The organism is Paracoccus stylophorae (assembly GCF_028553765.1).
Lineage (GTDB): Bacteria > Pseudomonadota > Alphaproteobacteria > Rhodobacterales > Rhodobacteraceae > Paracoccus > Paracoccus stylophorae.
The window spans coordinates 3,336,717-3,357,775 of sequence record NZ_CP067134.1 but is presented as its reverse complement, the minus strand read 5'-3'; the positions used below and the strand labels follow the sequence as shown (position 1 = coordinate 3,357,775).

21 protein-coding genes are annotated in these 21,059 nt (G+C 66.9%); 11 read left to right on the top strand and 10 right to left on the bottom strand.

Features of this window, described 5'->3' with window-relative positions:
* Positions 1-88 precede the first annotated feature (88 nt).
* Entirely contained in the window at positions 89-721 is a 633-nt protein-coding gene (locus JHW45_RS16680) for a DsbA family protein (RefSeq protein WP_272858705.1), read from the bottom strand.
* A gap of 208 nt (positions 722-929) precedes the next feature.
* Here JHW45_RS16680 and JHW45_RS16675 point away from each other — a divergent pair, with 208 nt between their 5' ends.
* From JHW45_RS16675 to JHW45_RS16665, 3 genes are all read left to right on the top strand, one after another.
* Entirely contained in the window at positions 930-1,142 is a 213-nt protein-coding gene (locus tag JHW45_RS16675) for a hypothetical protein (RefSeq protein ID WP_272858704.1), read from the top strand.
* Between the two features lie 222 nt (positions 1,143-1,364).
* Positions 1,365-3,689, top strand: a complete 2,325-nt coding sequence (locus tag JHW45_RS16670) for a sensor histidine kinase (RefSeq protein WP_272858703.1) — start codon at positions 1,365-1,367, stop codon at positions 3,687-3,689.
* Between the two features lie 94 nt (positions 3,690-3,783).
* Positions 3,784-4,494, top strand: a complete 711-nt coding sequence (locus tag JHW45_RS16665) for a response regulator transcription factor (protein ID WP_272858702.1) — start codon at positions 3,784-3,786, stop codon at positions 4,492-4,494.
* A 204-nt stretch (positions 4,495-4,698) separates the two neighbouring features.
* Here JHW45_RS16665 and ettA read toward each other — a convergent pair whose 3' ends face one another.
* The 3 genes from ettA to rimO are packed head-to-tail and all read right to left on the bottom strand — an operon-like array spanning position 4,699 to position 8,662.
* On the bottom strand, positions 4,699-6,354 hold the full coding sequence (gene ettA / locus JHW45_RS16660) for an energy-dependent translational throttle protein EttA (protein WP_272858701.1): 1,656 nt from the start codon (positions 6,352-6,354) through the stop codon (positions 4,699-4,701).
* Between the two features lie 56 nt (positions 6,355-6,410).
* Positions 6,411-7,286 carry a sulfotransferase family protein gene (locus JHW45_RS16655; RefSeq protein WP_272858700.1) on the bottom strand — a complete coding sequence of 292 codons (876 nt, stop codon included), beginning with the start codon at positions 7,284-7,286 and terminating at the stop codon, positions 6,411-6,413.
* Positions 7,283-8,662: a 30S ribosomal protein S12 methylthiotransferase RimO gene (rimO, locus tag JHW45_RS16650; RefSeq protein ID WP_272858699.1), complete on the bottom strand. Its 1,380-nt coding sequence runs from the start codon at positions 8,660-8,662 to the stop codon at positions 7,283-7,285. The genes JHW45_RS16655 and rimO overlap by 4 nt, the downstream gene beginning before the upstream one ends.
* A gap of 163 nt (positions 8,663-8,825) precedes the next feature.
* Here rimO and JHW45_RS16645 point away from each other — a divergent pair, with 163 nt between their 5' ends.
* Positions 8,826-9,314, top strand: coding sequence for a hypothetical protein (locus tag JHW45_RS16645; RefSeq protein ID WP_272858698.1), 489 nt, complete (start codon positions 8,826-8,828; stop codon positions 9,312-9,314).
* Between the two features lies 1 nt (position 9,315).
* Here the strand turns inward: JHW45_RS16645 and JHW45_RS16640 are convergent, their stop codons facing one another.
* From JHW45_RS16640 to mnmC2, 5 genes are all read right to left on the bottom strand, one after another.
* Positions 9,316-10,089: an ABC transporter permease gene (locus tag JHW45_RS16640; protein ID WP_272858697.1), complete on the bottom strand. Its 774-nt coding sequence runs from the start codon at positions 10,087-10,089 to the stop codon at positions 9,316-9,318.
* Entirely contained in the window at positions 10,086-11,027 is a 942-nt protein-coding gene (locus JHW45_RS16635) for an ABC transporter ATP-binding protein (protein ID WP_272858696.1), read from the bottom strand. Before JHW45_RS16635 ends, JHW45_RS16640 begins: the two co-directional genes overlap by 4 nt.
* Positions 11,028-11,049: 22 nt before the next feature.
* Positions 11,050-12,249 (bottom strand): MFS transporter, encoded by a 1,200-nt coding sequence (locus JHW45_RS16630; RefSeq protein ID WP_272858695.1) that lies wholly within the window; start codon positions 12,247-12,249, stop codon positions 11,050-11,052.
* Position 12,250: 1 nt separating this feature from the next.
* Entirely contained in the window at positions 12,251-12,829 is a 579-nt protein-coding gene (locus JHW45_RS16625) for an NADPH-dependent FMN reductase (protein ID WP_272858694.1), read from the bottom strand.
* 268 nt (positions 12,830-13,097) lie between these two features.
* Entirely contained in the window at positions 13,098-13,805 is a 708-nt protein-coding gene (mnmC2, locus tag JHW45_RS16620) for a tRNA (5-methylaminomethyl-2-thiouridine)(34)-methyltransferase MnmC2 (protein ID WP_272858693.1), read from the bottom strand.
* A gap of 28 nt (positions 13,806-13,833) precedes the next feature.
* Here mnmC2 and JHW45_RS16615 point away from each other — a divergent pair, with 28 nt between their 5' ends.
* Positions 13,834-14,868, top strand: coding sequence for an NAD(P)/FAD-dependent oxidoreductase (locus tag JHW45_RS16615; protein ID WP_419181814.1), 1,035 nt, complete (start codon positions 13,834-13,836; stop codon positions 14,866-14,868).
* A 14-nt stretch (positions 14,869-14,882) separates the two neighbouring features.
* Here the strand turns inward: JHW45_RS16615 and JHW45_RS16610 are convergent, their stop codons facing one another.
* Complete coding sequence (locus JHW45_RS16610; protein ID WP_272858691.1) at positions 14,883-15,476, bottom strand: NnrU family protein; 594 nt, start codon at positions 15,474-15,476, stop codon at positions 14,883-14,885.
* On the opposite strand from JHW45_RS16610, the gene JHW45_RS16605 reads away from it, so the two are divergent.
* From JHW45_RS16605 to JHW45_RS16580, 6 genes are read left to right on the top strand one after another with little or no spacing between them, the layout of a single operon-like run.
* Entirely contained in the window at positions 15,475-16,038 is a 564-nt protein-coding gene (locus JHW45_RS16605; protein WP_272858690.1) for a DUF4202 domain-containing protein, read from the top strand. The two genes, JHW45_RS16610 and JHW45_RS16605, sit on opposite strands and share 2 nt — an antisense overlap.
* Complete coding sequence (locus JHW45_RS16600) at positions 16,038-16,736, top strand: CbiX/SirB N-terminal domain-containing protein (protein ID WP_272858689.1); 699 nt, start codon at positions 16,038-16,040, stop codon at positions 16,734-16,736. Before JHW45_RS16605 ends, JHW45_RS16600 begins: the two co-directional genes overlap by 1 nt.
* Positions 16,737-16,781: 45 nt before the next feature.
* Positions 16,782-19,067 (top strand): bifunctional salicylyl-CoA 5-hydroxylase/oxidoreductase, encoded by a 2,286-nt coding sequence (locus tag JHW45_RS16595; protein ID WP_272858688.1) that lies wholly within the window; start codon positions 16,782-16,784, stop codon positions 19,065-19,067.
* Positions 19,064-19,789: an SDR family NAD(P)-dependent oxidoreductase gene (locus JHW45_RS16590; protein WP_272858687.1), complete on the top strand. Its 726-nt coding sequence runs from the start codon at positions 19,064-19,066 to the stop codon at positions 19,787-19,789. The genes JHW45_RS16595 and JHW45_RS16590 overlap by 4 nt, the downstream gene beginning before the upstream one ends.
* A complete protein-coding gene (locus JHW45_RS16585; RefSeq protein WP_272858686.1) occupies positions 19,786-20,220 on the top strand; it encodes a MarR family winged helix-turn-helix transcriptional regulator in 435 nt (144 codons plus the stop codon). Before JHW45_RS16590 ends, JHW45_RS16585 begins: the two co-directional genes overlap by 4 nt.
* Positions 20,217-21,029 (top strand): enoyl-CoA hydratase family protein, encoded by an 813-nt coding sequence (locus tag JHW45_RS16580; RefSeq protein WP_272858685.1) that lies wholly within the window; start codon positions 20,217-20,219, stop codon positions 21,027-21,029. The genes JHW45_RS16585 and JHW45_RS16580 overlap by 4 nt, the downstream gene beginning before the upstream one ends.
* Positions 21,030-21,059: the final 30 nt, after the last annotated feature.

Genomic DNA, 21,059 nt, shown 5'->3' with positions numbered 1-21,059 from the left:
GGTCCCGAACACGAAAGGTCGCCTAGCAGATAAGCGCAGGGTTTTGAATGTGGTTCATGCGGGTTCGGCGGGCGGGGCGGACGGGCGGCTAGCCCGCCAGCGTCCTGCGCGCCCGGTCGATCAGCTCGCGCATCTCTTTCAGGGTCAGCTCGCCGAAAACCCCCTCGTCGCCGGCGATGAAGGTCGGGGTGCCGACAAGTGCCATGTGCTCGGCCAGCGCATAGGAGGTTTCGATATGTTCGTCGATATGGCCGGCCTGCATGTCGCGGCGCAGCCGGGCCTCGTCCAGGCCGACCTCGCGCGCGGTGCGCATCACCGTCGCCTCGACCGCGCGGCCCTTCATTCCCATCATCGTGCTGTGGAACGCCCAGTATTTGCCCTGATCCAGCGACGCCAGCGAGGCGCGGGCCGCGAACTCGGACCCCTCGCCGAAGACCGGCCATTCGCGATAGACCACGCGCAGCCCCGGATCGGTGGAGATCAGCTGCTGCACCGTGCCCACCATCTTGCGGCAGAACGGGCAGTTGTAATCGAAGAACTCGGTCAGGGTGATGTCGCCGTCGGGATTGCCCAGAACCGGGGCGTTGCTGCTGCGCTCCAGCGTCTTGCGCAGCTCCTCGGGCATGGGGTTGGCGCGCTCGGTCCCCTGCGACAGGGCCGGCAGGGCGGCGGTTGCGCCAAGCGCCGTGACGCTGACAAGCAGGTGGCGGCGGGTAAGCATGTTCGTTCCCTTTCGGTCGTCCGGACGGCAATCGCGACACCTGCATAAGGTGCAAATCCCCAAGATGACAGTCACGATCCGGTGGGACCGGGCGCGCGCGGCAGCACACGTTTGCGCGAGTCGGGCGGCCGCATTTGCGCTTTTTGTTTGAGATCGGGCGATTCGGTTGCAGGATGAAGGGGCAACCAACTGCAAAAAGGAACCCGCCATGCGCCTTCGCATTGCCACGCCCTTCGTCCTTGCCGCCCTGATGGCCGCACCCGCCCTTGCGCAAGAGGCGCGCACGACCGTGCCGGTCATCCCTGCGCCCACCGCGCAAACCGCGCCGCAGGCCACCGACACCAGGCTGCAATCGCAGCCCGCCACCGTCACCCCGGCGCGCAAGTCGAACTGCGCGCGCAGCAAGCAGGTCATGTCCTGACCTGACCGGCGCGATCGCGCCAGACCGAAGGCCCCGGCGTGCCGCGTCCGGGGCTTTGGGCGTGGCAGGACGGTCCGTTCGCCTTCCCAATCATCGAACCGGATGCCGGGTCCGCCATTCCCAACCTTGATTTTCCTCAATTGACGCTGCGGAAGGGTGCTGCACCGCGCGCCCGCTTGCTAGACATGGGTCCGTCACGAAACCGCATCTGTTCGCCGGACCATGAGAAATTCGCTTGCCGCATTGCTTGCCGTCGGACTGGCGGGGCTTCAGTTCCTTGCGGTGCTGGCCGTGGTGTTTTCGTCCTATCTGACCTCGCAGCGGGTGCTGATGGACCATGCGCGCACCCTGCTGAGCGATGTCGGCAACAACACCGCCGAACATTCAAGCCGCTTTCTGAACCCGGCGCAGGGGGCGGCGGAACTGGCGGCGCGGCTGGCCCAGCACGAGGTTCTTGCCAGCGACAATCCCGCGCAGCTTGAACAGTTCCTGTTCCAGCAACTGCGCATCACGCCGCAATTCTCGGGGCTGTATTTCGGCGGCGAGGATGGCAGCTTCGTCTATGTCATGCGCACCGATGCGCCGGCGCCGTTCCGCTCGAAGCTGATCACCTTTGAGGACGGGGCGCGTTCGGTCGATTTCGTCTGGCGGACCGAGGATTTTCAGCCGGTCGAACGCGCACGCGATCCCGGCGACCGCTTCGATCCGCGCAGCCGCCCGTGGTATCGCCGCGCCAGCGCCGCGATGGCCACGATCTGGACCGAGCCCTATATCTTCTTCTCGTCCCAGCAACCCGGCATCACCCTGGCCGCGCCGGTGCCCGACGGGAATGGCGGCATCCGGGGCGTGGTCGGCGTCGATATCGAGATCAGCAACATCTCGAACTTCCTGGCGCGGTTGCAGATCGGCACGCATGGCCGGGCGCTGATCATCAACAGCAACGGCGACGTGATCGCGCATCCCGATCCGTCGCTGATCAAGACCCGCGACAGCGACGGCACGCTGCGATTCGTCAGCATCGACGAATTCGGCGATCCCATCGCGCGCGCGGCCTTTGCCAATCTGGTCGGCTCGGTCGCTTTTCCGATCCAGAACGAGCTGTTTTCGGAGTTCAGCCATGACGGCGACGCCTATATCGCCAATGTCCTGCCGGCGATCAGCGAACAGATGCCGTGGACGATCGCGGTCTATGCGCCGCAGAACGATTTCATCGGAGAGTTGCGGCGCAACCGTGCCTTCAACATCTGGATCGCCGCGCTCGTTGCGGCCATCACCGGCATCGTCGGCCTTGCGCTGGCACTGTATATCTATCGCCCGGTGCGGGAATTCGCGGTGCGGTCCGCCCTGATCTCGCAGGGCGAGGTGGACGCGGCCGAGCCGTTGCCGCGCACCTACAAGGAACTGGCGCTGGCCAACGAATCGCTGATGCAGCAGATCGTCGCCCGCAAGAAGGCCGAACGGGAATACGGCCAGACCTTCGATCTGTCGCCGCGCGCGATGGCCCAGATCTCGCCCGCGACGGGCCGGTTCCTCAAGGTCAATGCGGCGTTTTGCGATCTGACCGGCCATGATGCCGACCGGCTTTTGCAGATGCGCTTTGCCGATCTGACGGTGCAGGGCGATCCGCCCATGTTCACCCCGCAGGCCTTTGCCGACGACGACGTGTTCACTGCGGATCGAGAGGCGCGGATCCGGCGCAGGGACGGGGAAATCGTCTGCATCCGGGTCAACGCGATCCTGATCCGGGATCATCGCGGCACGCCGCTGCATGCGGTCGTGACCATGGACGATCTGACCGAGGCGCGCGCCCGCGAGAACGAGATCGTGCGCCTGAACCGCGATCTGTCGCATCTGGCGCGCGGCAACACGATGGGCCAGATGGCCGCCGGGCTTGCCCATGAACTGAACCAGCCGCTGACGACTATCGCCCAGAACGCCGATACCGGCCTGCTGATCGTGGACAAGGCCGGAAACAGCGCCCCCGAACTGCGCGAGGTGCTGACCGAGATCGAGCAGCAATCGCTGCGCGCGGGCGAGATCATCCGGGCACTGCGCGGGTTCATCGGCAAGGACGAAAGCCGCGTCACCGCCTTCGATCTGGCCGAATTGCTGGAACAGGCGCGCCGCCTTGTCCAGGCCGAGGCCGTCGAGGCGAATGTGACCGTGGTGGCGGCGCTGCCCGATCTGCCGCCGGTTCGCGCGCATCGCGTCCAGATCGCGCAGGTGCTGGTCAATCTTCTGCGCAACGCGATCGAGGCGATGGCCGATGCCGAAAGCAAGCTGCGCCGCGTGACGGTGGCCGCGCAGCGTCGCGGCGACATGGTCGAGGTGACGGTCGAGGATACCGGCCCCGGCGTCGATCCCTCGGTCAGCCTGTTTTCGCAGTTCGAAACGACGAAGGCGACCGGCATGGGGCTGGGCCTGTCGATCTGCCGTTCGATGATCGAGGCGAATGGCGGTTCGCTGATGCTGGATCGAAACCATCAACCGGGTGCGCGGTTCCGTTTCACCCTGCGGGTTGACGGGACCGGGACAGACGCCGTGTAACGGAGGGCAGGGGCCGGCACGGGACGGAACGGAACGGCGGCCGCGGCGCCACGCGCAACGGCCCGCCACGACAGCACAGGAAGGATCGACAGCGATGGACCATGACCCAGATCCGCGCAGCGTCTTCATCGTCGATGACGATGAGGCGATCCGCATCTCGCTTTCCCGCGCGCTGCGGATGCGGGGTTTCGATGTAAGGGCGTTCGACAGCGCGGCATCGTTTCTGGCGGCGCATGACGATCTGCCGCCGGGGTGCCTGGTCCTGGATTACGGCATGCCGGGCATGAACGGGCTTGAATTGCAGCGCCAGCTGAACGACCGGTGCAGCCCGCTGCCCATCATCTTCGTGACCGGCCACGGCGGGATTCCGGAATCGGTGCAGGCGATCAAGGACGGGGCGGTCGATTTCCTGGAAAAGCCGTTCCGGCAGGCCGATCTGGTCGAACGGATCGGGCAGGCCCTGAAGATGGCGCGCAGCATGCACCGCGAACGCCGCGCCCTCCGCGAGGTGTGCGACCGCTTTGCCCGCCTGACCCCGCGCGAGCAGCAGATCGTGGAGCATATCCTTGCCAACCCGGCCGAGGTCTCCAGCAAGGAGATCGGGCGGCATCTGGATATCAGCCCGCGCACCGTCGATCACCACCGCGCCCGCATCCTGGAAAAGCTGCGGGTCGGGTCGGTGGTCGAGCTGATCGACCTGGTCCTGCGCGCCAGCCACGGCACGCAGCGACCCCGGCGCGGGCAGGACACCGCCGAAACCATCCGGGAGGAGGATGGCTTCGGCGGGTCTGAAAGTCCTGCCTGAAAAGGTCTGCTCGGCCCGCCCGCCCCGGTGGTCGCAAGGACCCGCCGGCGCGGTGTTCGCAGGCGAAAATATCGGCATCGGAAAACGCGACGCCATGAATACAGCTGGCGATGGCACGATCATGCCAGACGCCACCGCAGCGTGCATCTGCGCGCGATTGCCTAGGCAGGCCTGCCTAAGACCTTGGTCGGAGGGCTGCCGGCTTCAGCGCGTGAACTTCTTGTATTTCACCCGCTTCGGCTCGACCGAATCCGGCCCCAGACGCCGCACCTTGTCCGCCTCGTAGGCTTCGAAATTGCCCTCGAACCATTCGACATGGGCATTGCCCTCGAACGCCAGGATATGGGTGCAGAGACGGTCGAGGAAAAACCGGTCGTGGCTGATGATGACCGCGCAGCCGGCGAAATCCTCCAACGCGGCTTCCAGCGCCTGAAGGGTCTCGACGTCCAGATCGTTGGTCGGTTCGTCCAGCAGCAGCACGTTGCCGCCCTCTTTCAGCAGCTTGGCCATGTGCACGCGGTTGCGTTCGCCGCCCGACAGCTGGCCGACCTTCTTCTGCTGGTCGCCGCCCTTGAAGTTGAACGCGCTGCAATAGGCGCGGCTGTTCATCGTTGCATCGCCCAGCACGATCTGTTCCGCGCCGCCGCTGATTTCCTCCCAGACGGTGGCGTTGGGGTCCAGCGCGTCGCGCGACTGATCGACATAGGACAGCTGCACCGTCTCGCCATAGACGATCTCGCCCTGATCGGGTTCCTCGTGGCCGGTCAGCATCCGGAACAGCGTCGATTTGCCGGCCCCGTTCGGGCCGATCACGCCGACGATGCCGCCCGGCGGCAGGCTGAAATCCAGATCCTCGATCAGCAGCTTGTCGCCCATCGCCTTCTTCAGGCCGTTCACCTCGATCACCTTGTTGCCCAGACGTTCGCCGTTGGGAATGATGATCTGGGCGCGCGACAGCTTTTCGCGTTCGGACTGGCCGGCCATCTCGTTATAGGCGTTGATCCGCGCCTTGGACTTGGCCTGACGCGCCTTGGCGCCGGCGCGGATCCATTCCAGTTCGCGTTCCAGAACCTTCTGCTTGGACTTGTCCTCGCGCGATTCCTGCGCCAGCCGCTTGGCCTTCTGTTCCAGCCACGCGGAATAGTTCCCCTCGTACGGGATGCCCCGGCCGCGATCCAGTTCCAGGATCCAGCTGGTGATGTCGTCCAGGAAATAGCGGTCATGGGTCACGATCAGGATCGTGCCCTTGTATTCCATCAGGTGCTTTTGCAGCCAGGCGATGGTCTCCGCGTCCAGATGGTTGGTCGGTTCGTCCAGCAGCAGCATGTCGGGCGCTTCCAGCAGCAGCTTGCACAGGGCCACGCGGCGGCGTTCGCCGCCCGACAGGCTGTCCACGTCGGCGTCGTCCGGCGGGCAGCGCAGCGCCTCCATCGCGACGTCGATCTGGCTGTCCAGGTCCCACAGGTTCTCTGCGTCGATCTCGTCCTGCAGGGCGGCCATTTCTTCGGCGGTCTCGTCCGAATAGTTCATCGCCAGCTCGTTATAGCGTTCCAGCTTCTGCTGCTTGGCCTTCACGCCCTCCATCACGTTGCCGCGCACGTTCAGCGCCGGATCAAGCTGCGGTTCCTGCGGCAGATAGCCCACGGTCGCGCCCTTGGCGGCCCAGGCCTCGCCGGTGAAATCCTTGTCCAGCCCGGCCATGACGCGCAGCAGCGTCGATTTGCCCGACCCGTTGACGCCGACCACGCCGATCTTGACGCCGGGAAGAAAGTTCAGACGGATGTTCTCGAAGACCTTCTTTCCGCCGGGATAGGTCTTGGACACGCCGTCCATGTGATACACGAACTGATAGGACGCCATGGGAATCTCCTAAGGGTTTTGCGGGTATGTAGGCGATAGCGCGTCCCGGTGAAAGGTCAGCGCAGATCGTCCAGGAACGCGGCCGGCATCGTCGCCTGAAGAAACGCGAATTGCGGCTCCAGCCGGGCGCGCAGTTCCGCGCGCGCGGCATCGGGCACGGACGGCCCGCCGGGGGCCGCAAAGACCTTCTTGTGCAGGCCCTGATATTCGGCGGCGGGCAGGTCCAGAAACGCCTCGACATCGCGGATCAGGCCCTGCGGATCGCGGGCGATGCGCCCGAAGGGCAGCACCAGCAGCCGGTCGGGTCCGAATCGCGCGCGCCAGCGCGGCAGATAGGCGGCGTAATCGCCCCGGTCCATCAACTCGGGCGCCTCGATCTCGGCCATCCAGTCGTCAAGGCTGGCGGGGCTGCGCCCCTTGCGCCGCAGGTTCATCTTCAACTGAGAGATGGCGCGGTCGACCGGGTGGCGGATGATATAGATGAACTGCGCCTGCGGCAGGAAATCGGCGACGAAATCCACGCCCTCGTCGGGCAGGGTGGAATATTCGGGGGTGATGTCGATGGGCCGTGTGCCGGGCGGCGCGGGCGCGAACACGCTGCGATACCATTTCGCGGTGAACATCTCGCCGGTCGTGATTTCGGACAGATAGGCCGCCATCTCGGGCGTCATCGGCGTGCCGGTCGCGATGTGGCGGCGGACCAGATTTTCCTTGCTGCGCCGGAAATGCCACGGCAGCCACTGGCGATGTTCGGGCACGAAGCGGTGGTTGAAGAACTGCACCTCCTTGAAGGGCGGGGTCCAGATCCGCGGATGCTGGGCCAGCATTTCGGACAGCCAGCTTGTGCCGGCCTTCTGCGCGCCGATGCCGACGATGCGCGGCTTGCGGGGTTTTCCGTCCGGGTCCCAGCCTTGCCGCGCGGCCGGGATCACAGCCGTCCCCACAGATCGTATTCGCCCGCCTCGTCAACGGTCACGCTGACGATGTCGCCGGGCTTCAGCGCCTGAAAACCTTCGTCGATGAACAGATTACCGTCGATCTCGGGTGCGTCGGCCTTGGTGCGGCAGGTGGCGCCGTCGGCGTCCACCTGATCCACGATCACCTCGATCCGCTGACCGACCTTCGCGGCCAGTTTCGCCGCGCTGATTGCCTGCGCCTTTTCCATGAAGCGGTCGAAACGGTCCTGTTTCACCTCGTCCGGCACGTGATCGGGCAGGGCGTTCGCCCGCGCGCCGCGCACGTTTTCATACTGGAACGCGCCGACGCGATCCAGCTGCGCCTCGTCCAGCCAGTCCAGCAGGGTCCGGAACTCGTCTTCCGTCTCGCCGGGATAGCCGACGATGAAGGTCGAACGCAGGGCGATGTCGGGGCAGATCGCGCGCCATGCCGCGATCTCGTCCAGCGTCTTCGCGGCCGCCGCCGGCCGGGCCATGCGGCGCAGCGTGTCGGGATGGGCGTGCTGGAACGGGATGTCCAGATAGGGCAGCACCACCCCGCCCGAGTCGGAATGGGCGGCCATCAGCGGGATCAGGTCGCGCACATGCGGATAGGGATAGACATAGTGCAGCCGCACCCACGCCCCCAACGACCCCAGATCGCGCGCCAGATCGGTGATATGGGCGCGGTGCCCGCGTTCGGTGTCGTGCCGGCGGTCCACGCCATAGGCGCTGGTGTCCTGGCTGATGACCAGCAGTTCGCGCACGCCCGCCTGAACCAGTTTTTCGGCCTCGCGCATGACCGCATGGGCCGGACGGCTGACCAGACGGCCGCGCATGTCGGGGATGATGCAGAATTTGCATTTGTGGTTACAGCCCTCGGAAATCTTGAGATAGCTGTAATGGCGCGGCGTCAGGCTGACGCCCGAGGCGGGCAGCAGGTCGATGAACGGATCGGGGCTGGGCGGCACCGCGCCATGCACCGCGTCCAGCACCGATTCGTATTGATGCGGCCCGGTGACGGCCAGCACCCGTGGATGCGCGCCGGTGATGTAGTCGGGCTCCGCCCCCAGGCATCCGGTGACGATGACCCGCCCGTTTTCGGCCAGCGCCTCGCCGATCGCGTCCAGGCTTTCGGCCTTGGCGCTGTCCAGAAAGCCGCAGGTGTTGACGATCACCGCATCCGCGCCGGCATAATCGGGGCTGATCGCATAACCCTCGGCGCGCAGGCGGGTCAGGATGCGTTCGCTGTCGACCAGCGCCTTGGGGCAGCCAAGGCTGACCATGCCGATGGTCGGCTGGCCCTGACGCCGTTCGTCGGGGATGCGGGCGCGGGCAAGATCGGGGCGCAGGTCGGGCGGATTCTGTTGCATCAGCGGCAGATAAGCGATTCGCGTGGCCCGGAAAAGGGATTAGCGGGAATCACCTCCTCTGACGATCGCGTGACAGCGGCGCAAGGCGGCTTTCGCAGCGCCGGCCCACGGCCGATATTGCGGGCAGCATCGCCAATGACGTTCGGGTGTGGGCAGGATGACGATGAAGATGTTGCGACGCGGCACATGGTTGCCGGTTGTTCTGGCCACGCTGCTGCTGGCTGCGGCGCCGATGGCGCAGGCGAAGACGACGGTCAAGGGACGTTTCCTCGACGTCACCAATGACAGCGGCGGCAATGTCCTGCAGATGACGCAGCGGCGCGAACAACTGGCCCGGTCCGGCAAGACCGTGCGCATCCGCGGCTATTGCCGGTCGGCCTGCACGATGCTGATCACCCTGCCCAATGCCTGTCTGGGGCCGAAGGCGCGGATCGGCTTTCACGCCCCGCGCATCCCCAACACCACGATCATCCCGCCCTTCGTCGATCAGATCATGGGCAATTACTATCGCGGTGCGATCCGCGAAAAATGGTTCGGCGGCTGGAACCGGTCGCTGAACATGCAGGTCCTCAGCGCGCGCGAATATGTCAGGCTGGACCCGCAGACGCGGATCTGCGACAGCCTGAAACCCGGCCGCAAGCGCGGGAACTGACCTATTCGCGCAGCCGCCAGCCGGTCGCGAAGATCCAGCGGATGATGCCGAAACAGACCACGACCATCAGCGCGACGGCGAACAGCGAGACGCCGACCGGCACATCGGCCAGCCCGAAGAACGACCACCGGAACCCCGAGATCAGGTAGAGAACCGGGTTCAGCTTCGCCACGCCCTCCCAGAAGGGGGGCAGCATGCTGGACGAATAGAACGCGCCGCCCAGGAAAACCAGCGGCGTGATGACCATCATCGGAACCAGTTGCAGCTGCTCGAAACTTTTGGCCCACAGCCCGATGATAAATCCCAGAAGGCTGAAGCCAAGCGCGGTCAGGAACAGAAAGGCCAGCATCCAGAACGGGTGCAGGATATGCACGCCCACGAAGAAAAAGCTGGTCGCCAGGATCACCAGCGCGATCAGCATGGCCTTGGCGGCGGCGGCCCCGACGAAACCCGCCGTCACCTCGATCCAGCCGACGGGCGAGACCAGATATTCATAGATCGTGCCGCTGAACTTGGGGAAATAGATGCCGAAGCTGGCGTTGCTGACCGATTGTTGAAGGATCGTCAGCATCATCAGCCCCGGCACGATGAAGGCGCCATAGGGCACGCCCTCGACCGACTGGATGCGCCCGCCGATGGCCGCGCCGAACACGACGAAATACAGCGTCGTGGACACCACCGGCGACAGCAGCGACTGCATGATCGTGCGGAAGAAGCGCATCATCTCGTGATGAAAGATCGCCCAGACACCGGACCAGTTGATTGCCATGTTCATGCCGCGTCCTCGGACCTGTCATCTTCCACAAGCGAGATGAACACCTCTTCCAGGCTGGATTGCCGGGTCGAGACGTCGCGCACGGTCAGCCCCTGACGCGCCAGATCGCCCAGAAGCCGCGCGATCCCCGTCCGCTCGGCCCGGGAATCGTAGTCGTAACGGATGCGGCGGCCGTCCTGCGACAGGATCAGGCCGCGCCCGGCCAGTTCGGCGGGCACGGCGTCCAGCGGTTCGTCCATCTCGATGGTCAGGGTCTTCTTGCCGAATTCGCCCATCAGCTCGTCCTTGGGCTTGACCAGCAGAAGCTGTCCCTTGTTGATGACGCCGATGCGGTCGGCCATTTCCTCGGCCTCTTCCAGATAATGCGTGGTCAGGATGATGGTCACGCCGTCCTTGCGCAGCCCCTCGACCACCTGCCACATCTCGCGCCGCAGCGCGACATCGACGCCGGCGGTCGGTTCGTCCAGAAACAGCACCTTGGGCCGGTGCGACAGCGCCTTTGCGATCAGCACGCGGCGTTTCATGCCGCCCGACAATTCGCGCGTCATCGCGTTGCGCTTGTCCCACAGGGTCAGGCTGCGCAGCACCTTTTCAAGATAGGCGTCGTCGGGGCGCCCGCCGTAAAGGCCGCGGGTGAAACGGACGCTGTTGATCACCTTCTCGAACGGCTCCAGCGCGATTTCCTGCGGCACCAGGCCGATCAGCCTGCGCGCGGCGCGCCAGTCGGTGCGGATGTCGTGCCCGCCCACGCGGACGGTGCCGCCGGTGGGCACCACCAGCCCGCAGATGATCGAGATCAGCGTCGTCTTGCCGGCCCCGTTGGGACCCAGAAGCGCGATGATCTCGCCCTCCTCGATTTCCATCGACACGTTGCTCAGCGCCCTGGTGCCGCCGGCATATTCCTTGGACAGATTGTCGATCTGGATGATTCCGGCCATCTTCCTGTTCCTTCCGTGACCGCTAGTGCTGGCGCAGCGGCCTTGTGACATGGGGTGGGCGGCGGCGCAGGGCAACCGTCAGCACGACGGCCAGCGCCACGAAGGCCAGGGCACCGATGCGAAACGCGCCGGCATAGCCCAGATGCGTGGCCAGTGGCTGCGACGCCAGCGGCGACAGGAACTGGCCCAGAAAGATCGCCGCCGTGATCAGTCCGGTCACCAGCCCGCGCCGGCGGGCCGGGGTCACGTTCAGCGCCGTGGTCACGAACGTGGGCATGCAGAAGCCCAGCCCCGCCCCGATCAGCGCCGTCGATGCCATGGCCAGCCCCAGGGAATGGCCGATGGCCAGCCCGCCGAATCCCGCCGCCAGCAGCAGATAGCCGGTGACCGGCGTTCCGATCCGCCCCAGCCACGGCCGCGTCCACCCCGAGATGACCGAGGTCAGCGCCGCCGAGAACATCATGGCGCCCATCACCACGCCCGCCGCGCGCGGATCGGCCAGACCCTCGTTGCGCAGGTGATAGGGCACCTGCGTCGGCACCGCGTAGAAGATGACAAATGTCAGACCGGCCGCCACCGTCATGATCGTCACCGTCAGCCGCCAGCCAGGTTCGGCATCGTCGGCCGGCGTGCCCTGGGCGGGATCGGGCGCGAAACGAACCGGTTCTGGCAGGATCGCGGCCAGCAGCGGAAACAGCAGCGCCGCCAGCCCATAGATCGCAAAGGGCAGGCGCGGATCGGTTGCGGCCAGCGCACCGGCGGCGGTGACAAAGACCAGCCCGCCGATATTCGTCGCCGCCATCTGGTATCCCATCAGCCGCCCGCGCGCCGGCCCGGCGAAGTAATCCCCGACCAGGGCCGCCTGCGCGGTCATGATGGCGGCCACGCCCAGCCCCAACAGCAGGCGACTGGCCAGAATCGCCTCCAGCGAGGTCAGATACAGCCCCGCCGTGCCGGCCACCGCATAGACGATCAGCCCCGCCAGCAGCGGCCGGCGCCGGCCCAGCCTGTCGGTCAGGATACCGGCGAAGGGCGCCACGATGGCGACCAGCAGCGAGGGCGCGGTGATCAGCAGCCGCGTCAGCAGGGGCGCCAGCGGATTGTCCGCGAACGACGCCTCAAGCCCCGGCAGCGAGGGGGTGATGGTGGCGTTCGACATGATCGTCAGCATCGCTGCGAACATCAGACCCCACGACCGCCAGTCCCTCAGCAGCGGGTCCATCTCACTCGTCCTCGCGGTCATAGGGCCGCGCGCGGCGCGCATCGGCCAGCGCCTCGGTCCACCAGCGCAGACGGTGCGCGAAGACCGCCATCGCGCCTTCGGCGGCGGCGGCATCGTCGGGATCGGTGATCCGTCCGTCCTCGTCAAAGCGCCGCCAGGGCGAGGCGAAGCTGAGCGTGTCGCGGATGGTGACGGTGTGCAGTTCGGCCAGGATGACGCGCAGCGCCTCGATCGCGCGCAGCCCGCCCGAGATGCCGCCATAGCCGATCAGCCCGACGGGGCGCGCCCACCACTCGGCCGTTACCGAATCGATCAGCGTCTTCAGATGGCCGGGTTCGGCATGGTTGTATTCGGGCGTGACGATCACGAAGCCGTCCGCCCCCTCCATCCGCTGGCGCAGCCGGTCGATGGCCTGCGGATCGCCGATCTGGACGGGCAGCAATTCGGGATCGGCGGGGTCCAGAATCTCGGGCGCGAAGCCGTGCGCGGCCAGCTGCGCCGCCACCCACGAGGCGACGCGGTCGTTCATCCGCCCATCGCGGATCGAGCCCAGGATCACCACGATCCGATTACCACTCATCGCGTCTTCCTTGCCATGTCGATCCCGGCCTTCACCGCAGGATCGGGGTGCAGGACAGGAAACTGTGTCGCGCGGGGTCGTCCGTTCCGCCCGGCCCGACCCGTTGCCGGGCCGATCTGTGATACCGGCCCGCAGGCTGCGTCACCGCCCGTGCGCCGCCGGCACGCCAAAGGTGCGGCCGATCCCGCAGCATCGTCCGTTCCGGCCGTCTGTCGCACATGCCGCACGTCCTGTTCAAGCCCGGCGACCGGCGGACGCCACCGGACCCTCATCGCGGATCGGCCGTCGCCGGCCCCGTCGCGTCGGCGCGCAGACGCCCCGCCGTCATGTGCCGCTTGCGTCCGAAGCCCGGCCGGCGTTCGACTGCAAAGCCTGCCGCCTGCAACGCGCGCCGCACGTCACCGGCGGCGGTATAGGTCGCGAAACTGGCGTGGGCGGCGCTGTGGCACGCGATCTGGCGCATCAGCGGCGCGGACCACATTTCGGGATTTCGGGCCGGGGCGAAGCCGTCTAGAAACCACGCATCCGCCCGGCCCTGCCAGCCGGGCAGGGTCTGGCGGACATCGCCCCACACCAGCCGCAGATCGACATGACCCACCTGCATGCGCAGCCGGCCCCATCCCGCGCGCAGCTGCGCGGCAAGATCGGTCAGCTCGGGAAATGCCGCATGGGCGCGGGCCAGTTCATCCAGGGCCATCGGATAGGCCTCGAAGCTGGTCATCGCGACCGGCACCTGCGCCACCGCCGCCAGCGCCAGCGCATTCAGCCCGGTGCCGAAGCCCAGCTCCGCCACGCGAAAGCCCGGCCGCAGCCGCGCCGGCAGATCGTTGCCGGCCAGGAACACGTGCCGCGCCTCGGCCAGCCCGCCGGCCAGGCTGAAATACGGATCGTCGAACCGGGTCGAGACCGGCACCCCGTCAGGGCGCCATTCCAGCTGCGGCTGGCCGCAGCCCGTCTGTTCGGCTAGATCGCTCATGCAGGCAGCTAGGCGAAGGATGGCCGGTTTGACAAGCATCACCATCATCGGCGCCGGCATCCTGGGCCTGTCCTGCGGATGGGAAATCGCGCGTCGCGGCCACCATGTCCGGGTGTTCGAGGCCGAACGGATCGGGGCCGGCGCATCCGGCGGCACGGTCGGCGCACTGGCCCCGCACGCGCCCGAGAACTGGAACGAGAAGAAGGCGTTCCAGCTGGACAGCCTGATCCTTGCCGCGCCCTTCTGGGCGGGGATCGAAACCGCCTCGGGCCTCTCCAGCGGCTTTGGCCGCACCGGGCGGCTGCAACCGGTCCCCGATGCGCGCATGGCGGCGCTGATGGAGGACCGCATCGCCGCCGCCGCCCGGCAATGGCCCCCGACGATGCCGATGCGACTGACCGCCAGCCCCGCATCGCCATTGGTGCCCGACAGCCCGACCGGGCTGTGGGCGCAGGATCTGCTGAGCGCGCGGATCGACCCGCGCGCGGCGCTGTCGGCGGCAGCGGCCGCAATCCGTGCCGCCGGCGGCGAGATCGTCGAGGGGCGGCGGATCGAGGACTGGCAGCGGGACGGGCCGGTGCTGTGGACGACCGGCGCGCCGGGACTGGCGATGCTGGAGCGCGATCTGGGCCGGCCGATGGGCACCGGCATCAAGGGTCAGTCGGCGCTGCTGCGGTTTGCGGCCCCTGACGCGCCGCAAATCTTTGCGCAGGGGCTGCATATCGTGCCGCACGCGAACGGGACGACGGCAATCGGCTCGACCTCGGAAAACGCGTTCGACCATGTCGATCCCGACGCGATGCTGGACGATCTGATCGCGCAGGCCCGCGCGGTCTGTCCCGCGCTGGCCGATGCGCCGGTGATCGACCGATGGGCCGGCCTGCGTCCGCGCGCCCGGTCGCGCGCGCCCCTGCTGGGCGCATGGCCGGGGCGGCGCGGACATTTCGTGGCCAATGGCGGCTTCAAGATCGGGTTCGGAATGGCGCCGAAGATCGCGCAGGTGATGGCCGATCTGATTCTGCAGGATCGCGACCGGATTCCGCAGGGGTTCCGTCTGCGGTGAACCACGCCATCGGGTCAGAGGGGCAGGGGCGAGACGCCGACGATCAGCGGGTGCAGCGCGATCAGCGCGATCCACAGCGCCACCGCCAGCAACAGCCGCAGCGGCGTCGGGCGAAACGATCTCGGCACGCCGGATCGGGCCAGCCCGGCCAGCGCAAAGATCAGCATCCCGCCGAACAGGATCGCATGGGCCAGATCGCCATTCGCGACCAAATGCGCGCCGGCCCAGATCGCGAATCCGGCCATCAGACCCGACAGCCCGACCGCCAGCGCCCCGCACAGGATCGCCAGCGGCATCGCCAGATTGACCATCCAACGCCCGAACCCGCCCGCGTCCCATAACCTGATATAGGGGGCGCTGCCCGACGCCCGCACCAGCCAGATCAGCAACGCCAGCGACAGCAGGCTGAACCCCGCCAGATATCCGCGCCGCCCAAGGGCCGACACCAGCCGGCCGCGAATCGCCGGTGTGGCCGGCACGATATGCGCAGCCAGAAAGCAGACCCATGCCAGCCCGTATTCGGTCCAACCACCCATCCCGGTGACATAGCGGCTTGCAGCGCCGCCCGCCAGCGGGTGAAACTGCGACAAAATGAAAGGGACGCGCATGACCACCCGGCTTGACCACGTCTTTGCCGCCATCGACGCGGCGAACGCCCAGGATCCCAATCTGGAAGACGGCACGCCCGCCGCGCTGCTGTATGGCCAGCGGATGACCGCCGAACAGCAGCGCCTGTTCCCCGACGCCTCGGACGCGCTGCGCATCGCCTGCCGGGGTCAGCATATCGAACGCTGGACGCTGCCGCGCGACGCGTTTCCGATGGATCGGGCGGGCTATCTGCGCTGGCGTCAGGAACAGGGCCGGCGCCACGCCGACCGGGTCGCGGGGATCATGCAGCAGGCCGGATACGACGCCGAGGATCTCGACCGCGCCCGCCGTATGCTGACCAAGCAGGGGCTGAAACGCGACCCCGAGGTTCAGGCGCTGGAGGATGTGATCTGCTTTACCTTCATCCGCTGGTACCTGGGCGATTTCGCCGCCGAGCAGCCCGACGACAAGATGCCCCGCATCATCGAACGCACCGCCGCCAAGATGTCGCCCCAAGGACGGCGCCGCGCGCTGGAGGAATTCGACATTCCCGACGCCTTTGCCATGCATTTCCGCGACTGATGGCCGTGCCTGTCGCCGTCATCGTCTCGCATGGCCAGCCCGGCGATCCCGAACCGCAGGAACAGGCGATTCGCGATCTGGCCCTGCGCGTCGCGGCCGAAGATCCGGGATGCGAGATTCGCGGGGCGACGATGGCGATGCCGGGCGCGCTGGCCGCCGCCTGCGACGATGACAGCCTGATCTATCCGATGTTCATGGCCGAGGGCTGGTTCACCGGCCATCTGCTGCCGCGCGAACTGGCCCGGGCGGGCGCGGGCGGGGCGCGGATCCTGCCGCCCTTCGGCTCGGATTCGGGTCTGGCCGGGCTGGTCGCGACCACCGCGCAGCGTGCCGCCGCCGCACAGGGCTGGACGGCGGCCGACACGACCCTGCTGCTCAGCGCGCATGGCTCTGGCCGCTCGCAGGCCAGTTTCGAGATGACATCGGCGCTGGCCCGGCAGGTCGCGCCCCGCTTTGCCCGCGCCGTCACCGGCTTTGTCGAACAGCCGCCCTTCATCGCCGCGGCCGCCCGCAACCTGACCCGCGCCGTTCACCTGCCGCTGTTCGCGCTGCGGGCCGAACATGTGCTGAAGGATCTTCCGCAGGCGCTGGACGAGGCGGGGTTCAGCGGGCCGCGGCTGGACCCGATCGGCCTTGCGCCCGAGGTGCCGGCGATGATCGCGGCAACGATCCGGCACAACATTTTAAACTTGAAATAACGCCGATCCCGTGCCAGCCTTCCGCCTGACAGGAGGTGGAACTGCATGAAAATTCTCTGTCTCGGCGGCGGCCCTGCGGGCCTGTATTTCGCCATCTCGATGAAGCTGCGCGACCCCGACCATCAGGTGACGCTGCTGGAACGCAACCGCGCCAACGACACGTTCGGCTGGGGCGTGGTCCTGTCCGACGACGCGCTGGAACGGATGCAGCGCAACGACCCGAAATCGACGCAGGCGATCCGCGACCATTTCATCTATTGGGACGACATCGCGGTAATCCGCGAAGGGCGGCGCGACGTCTCGGGCGGGCACGGCTTTGCCGGGATCGGACGCAAGCAGATGCTGGTCCTGTTGCAGGAACGCGCCCGCGAACTGGGCGTCGAGATGCGGTTCGAGACCGAGTTCGGCAGCGCCGAGGACTATCGAAAGGATTACGATCTGGTCGTCGCCGCCGACGGTCTGAACAGCCGCATCCGCACCGAATACGAGGATGTGTTCAAGCCCGACATCGACATGCGCCTGTGCAAGTTCATATGGCTGGGCACGCATCAGAAATTCAACGACGCCTTCACCTTCATCTTCGAGCGGACCGAACATGGCTGGCTGTGGGCGCATGTCTATCAGTTCGACGACGACACCGCGACCTTCATCGTCGAATGCAGCCAGCGCACCTGGGACAATTTCGGCTTCGAGGACATGACCAAGGAACAGATCGTCGAGACCTGCCGCAAGGCGTTCGAGGCGCATCTGGACGGGCACGAGCTGATGTCGAACGCCGCGCATCTGCGCGGATCGGCCGTGTGGATGAATTTTCCGCGCGTGATCTGCGACCGCTGGTATCACGAGAATGTCCTGCTGATGGGCGATGCGGCGGCAACCGGGCATTTTTCCATCGGGTCGGGCACCCGGCTGGCCTTTGACAGCGCCATCGCGCTGGCCGACTACCTGCACAGCGAACCGACGATGGAACGTGCGTTCGAACGGTATCAGGAAGAACGCCGGATCGAGGTGCTGCGCCTGCAATCGGCGGCCCGCAACAGCCTGGAATGGTTCGAGGAGGTCGAGCGTTACTTCGACCTGCACCCGGTTCAGTTCACCTATTCGCTGCTGACCCGCAGCCAGCGCATCAGCCACGAAAACCTGCGCCTGCGCGACCCGGACTGGGTCCGCTGGGCCGAGGACTGGTTTCAGGAACAGGCGGGCGGAAAGCCCGGACGCGCGCCCATGTTCGCGCCGTTCCGCCTGCGCGACATGACGCTGAAGAACCGCATCGTCGTCTCGCCCATGGCGCAATACAAGGCCGTCGATGGCAAGCCCACGAACTGGCACCTGGTCCATTACGGCGAACGCGCCAAGGGCGGTGCCGGTCTGGTCTATACCGAGATGACCTGCGTGTCGGCGCAGGGGCGGATCACGCCGGGCTGTCCGGGGCTGTATGCGCCCGAACACGAGGATGCGTGGCGCGAGCTTGTCGACTTCGTGCATCAGGAAACCGACGCGAAGATCTGCTGCCAGATCGGCCATTCGGGGCGCAAGGGCTCGACCCGGATCGGGTGGGAGGGGATGGACCAGCCGCTGGAAGACGGCAACTGGCCGCTGATCTCGGCCTCGGCCGAGCCGTGGTCGGCGGATAATGCCGTTCCCGCCGAAATGACCCGCGCGCAGATGGATGAGGTCAGGGATCAGTTCGTCGCCTCGACCCGCATGGCCGAGCGGGCGGGCTTTGACATGATCGAGTTGCACGCCGCGCATGGCTATCTGATCAGCAGCTTCATCTCGCCCGTGTCGAACCGGCGGCAGGACGAATTCGGCGGCTCGCTGGAAAACCGGATGCGCTGGCCGCTTGAGGTGTTTTCCGCGATGCGCGCTGCGTGGCCCGAAGAAAAACCGATGTCGGTCCGAATCAGCGCCAATGACTGGGTGGGCGACGGCGGCGTGACGCCGGAAGAGGCCGTCCGGATCGCGCGCGCCTTCCACGCCGCAGGGGCCGATATCATTGACGTGTCGGCGGGTCAGACATCGGCGGATGCGCGGCCGATCTATGGCCGCATGTTCCAGACCCCGTTCTCGGACCGCATCCGCAACGAGGCCGGGATGGCGACGATGGCCGTCGGCAACATCTATGAACCCGACCACGTCAATTCGATCCTGATGGCCGGCCGCGCCGATCTGGTCTGCCTGGCCCGCCCGCATCTGGCCGATCCCTATTGGACGCTGCACGCCGCCGTCGCCCTGGGCGACCGGGATACCGAATGGCCGCTGCCCTATCAGGCCGGCCGCGATCAGGCGATGCGTCTGGCCGAGCGACAGGCCGAAGAGATCCGGGCATGAACCGCGTCCTGATCACCGGCGGCGGCAGCGGGGCCGGCGCCAGCATGGCCCGCGCCTTTGCCGATGCGGGTCATCAGGTGGTCATTGCCGGACGCACGCCCGAAACGCTGGATCGCATCGCCGGCGGCGGCATCCGCGCGGTCACCGGCGATGTCGGCGACCCTGACAGCGTCGCCCGGATCTTCGCCGATGCCGGTCCGTTCCAGATCGTGATCGCCAATGCCGGCGTGGCCGACGCCGCGCCCTTCGGCAAGGTGACGATGGATCACTGGCAACGGATGATCACGACCAACCTGACCGGCACGTTCCTGACCTTTCAGCACGCCTTGGCGCAGATGGAGGCGGGCGGGCGCATGATCGCCGTCGCCTCGATCGCGGGGCTGCGCGGCGCCGCCTATGCCGCGCCCTATGCCGCCAGCAAGCACGGGGTGATGGGTCTGGTGCGGTCGCTGGCGCTGGAGGTGGCGAAGAAGGAAATCACCGTCAACGCGATCTGTCCGGGCTTTCTGGACACCGACATGACCCGGCGCAGCGTCGCCAACATCATGGACAAGACCGGGCGCGACGAGGCCGGCGCCATCGCCTCGCTGACGGCGAAAAATCCGCAGGGGCGGCTGATCGACCCGGCCGAGGTGACGGCGGCGGCGCTGTGGCTGGCCTCGGCCGGGGCGGCGTCGGTCAACGGGCAGGCGATCATGCTGGACGGGGGCGAAAGCGCATGAGCGATCTGTCCAAGCGCCGGCTGAAGACCTGGATCCGCCTGCTGGGCGTGACCCGCGGGGCGGAAAACCGGCTGCGCGACTATCTGCGCCGCGAACACGGCACCACCCTGCCGCGTTTCGACGTCATGGCCGCGCTGTGGCGGCGGCGCGAGGGCGTCACCATGTCCGAATTGTCGCGGATGCTGCTGGTGTCGAACGGCAATGCGACGGCGGTCGTGGACCGGCTGGAACGCGACGGTCTGGTCCAGCGCGAATCCGAGGATGGCGACCGCCGCCGCATTCGCGTGCGGCTGACGCCGGTGGGGCTGACCGCGTTCGAGGCGATGGCCGAAGGGCACGAGGCCGAGGTGGACGCGATCTTCGCCAATCTCAGCGAAACCGATCTTGAAACGATGCGCGACATCGTCATGCGCGCGGGGAGACAGGCATGAAACCGATCAGCATGGCCGGGCTGACGCCCAAACATTTCCAGTGGCAGGTCCGGGACCGGATCGCGACGATCCGGCTGAACCGCCCCGAGCGCAAGAACCCGCTGACCTTCGACAGCTATGCCGAGCTGGGGCGCGCGTTCCGCGACCTTGCCCATGCCGATGACGTGGACGTGGTCGTGCTGGCCAGCAATGGCGGGAATTTCTGCTCGGGCGGCGACGTGCACGAGATCATCGGCCCGCTGGTCGGGATGGAGATGCCCGAATTGCTGGCCTTTACCCGCATGACCGGCGAGTTGGTCAAGGCGATGATCCATTGCGGCCGGCCGATCGTCGCCTCGGTCGAAGGGATCTGCGTCGGCGCCGGCGCGATCATGGCGATGGCCAGCGATCTGCGGCTGGCGACGCCCACGGCCAAGACGGCGTTTTTGTTCACCCGCGTCGGTCTGGCCGGCTGCGACATGGGCGCCTGCGCGATGCTGCCCCGGATCGTGGGACAGGGCCGCGCGGCGGAACTGCTGTATACCGGCCGCGTGCTGCGCGCGGATGAGGGCGAACGATGGGGATTCTGGAACGGCCTGCACGAGGATGTCGAGGCCGCGGCGATGGATCTGGCGCGAAAGATCGCGGCCGGGCCGACATGGGCGCACGGGATCACCAAGACGCAGCTGAATCAGGAATGGAACATGGGGTTGGATCAGGCCATCGAGTCCGAGGCGCAGGCGCAGGCGATCTGCATGCAGACCCGCGATTTCGAACGCGCCTATCGCGCCTTCGCGGCCAAAGAGACGCCGGTTTTCGAAGGCAACTGAGACGCCGGGGGCGCTGCCCCCGGACCCCCG

Excerpts from the sequence above, each read along its gene's own strand:
- JHW45_RS16680 (WP_272858705.1), bottom strand. The coding sequence starts at position 721 with ATGCTTACCCGCCGCCACCTGCTTGTCAGCGTCACGGCGCTTGGCGCA.
- JHW45_RS16675 (WP_272858704.1), top strand. The coding sequence starts at position 930 with ATGCGCCTTCGCATTGCCACGCCCTTCGTCCTTGCCGCCCTGATGGCC.
- JHW45_RS16670 (WP_272858703.1), top strand. The coding sequence starts at position 1,365 with ATGAGAAATTCGCTTGCCGCATTGCTTGCCGTCGGACTGGCGGGGCTT.
- JHW45_RS16665 (WP_272858702.1), top strand. The coding sequence starts at position 3,784 with ATGGACCATGACCCAGATCCGCGCAGCGTCTTCATCGTCGATGACGAT.
- ettA (WP_272858701.1), bottom strand. The coding sequence starts at position 6,354 with ATGGCGTCCTATCAGTTCGTGTATCACATGGACGGCGTGTCCAAGACC.
- rimO (WP_272858699.1), bottom strand. The coding sequence starts at position 8,662 with ATGCAACAGAATCCGCCCGACCTGCGCCCCGATCTTGCCCGCGCCCGC.
- JHW45_RS16645 (WP_272858698.1), top strand. The coding sequence starts at position 8,826 with ATGAAGATGTTGCGACGCGGCACATGGTTGCCGGTTGTTCTGGCCACG.
- JHW45_RS16640 (WP_272858697.1), bottom strand. The coding sequence starts at position 10,089 with ATGAACATGGCAATCAACTGGTCCGGTGTCTGGGCGATCTTTCATCAC.
- JHW45_RS16635 (WP_272858696.1), bottom strand. The coding sequence starts at position 11,027 with ATGGCCGGAATCATCCAGATCGACAATCTGTCCAAGGAATATGCCGGC.
- JHW45_RS16630 (WP_272858695.1), bottom strand. The coding sequence starts at position 12,249 with ATGGACCCGCTGCTGAGGGACTGGCGGTCGTGGGGTCTGATGTTCGCA.
- JHW45_RS16625 (WP_272858694.1), bottom strand. The coding sequence starts at position 12,829 with ATGAGTGGTAATCGGATCGTGGTGATCCTGGGCTCGATCCGCGATGGG.
- mnmC2 (WP_272858693.1), bottom strand. The coding sequence starts at position 13,805 with ATGAGCGATCTAGCCGAACAGACGGGCTGCGGCCAGCCGCAGCTGGAA.
- JHW45_RS16605 (WP_272858690.1), top strand. The coding sequence starts at position 15,475 with ATGACCACCCGGCTTGACCACGTCTTTGCCGCCATCGACGCGGCGAAC.
- JHW45_RS16610 (WP_272858691.1), bottom strand. The coding sequence starts at position 15,476 with ATGCGCGTCCCTTTCATTTTGTCGCAGTTTCACCCGCTGGCGGGCGGC.
- JHW45_RS16600 (WP_272858689.1), top strand. The coding sequence starts at position 16,038 with ATGGCCGTGCCTGTCGCCGTCATCGTCTCGCATGGCCAGCCCGGCGAT.
- JHW45_RS16595 (WP_272858688.1), top strand. The coding sequence starts at position 16,782 with ATGAAAATTCTCTGTCTCGGCGGCGGCCCTGCGGGCCTGTATTTCGCC.
- JHW45_RS16590 (WP_272858687.1), top strand. The coding sequence starts at position 19,064 with ATGAACCGCGTCCTGATCACCGGCGGCGGCAGCGGGGCCGGCGCCAGC.
- JHW45_RS16585 (WP_272858686.1), top strand. The coding sequence starts at position 19,786 with ATGAGCGATCTGTCCAAGCGCCGGCTGAAGACCTGGATCCGCCTGCTG.
- JHW45_RS16580 (WP_272858685.1), top strand. The coding sequence starts at position 20,217 with ATGAAACCGATCAGCATGGCCGGGCTGACGCCCAAACATTTCCAGTGG.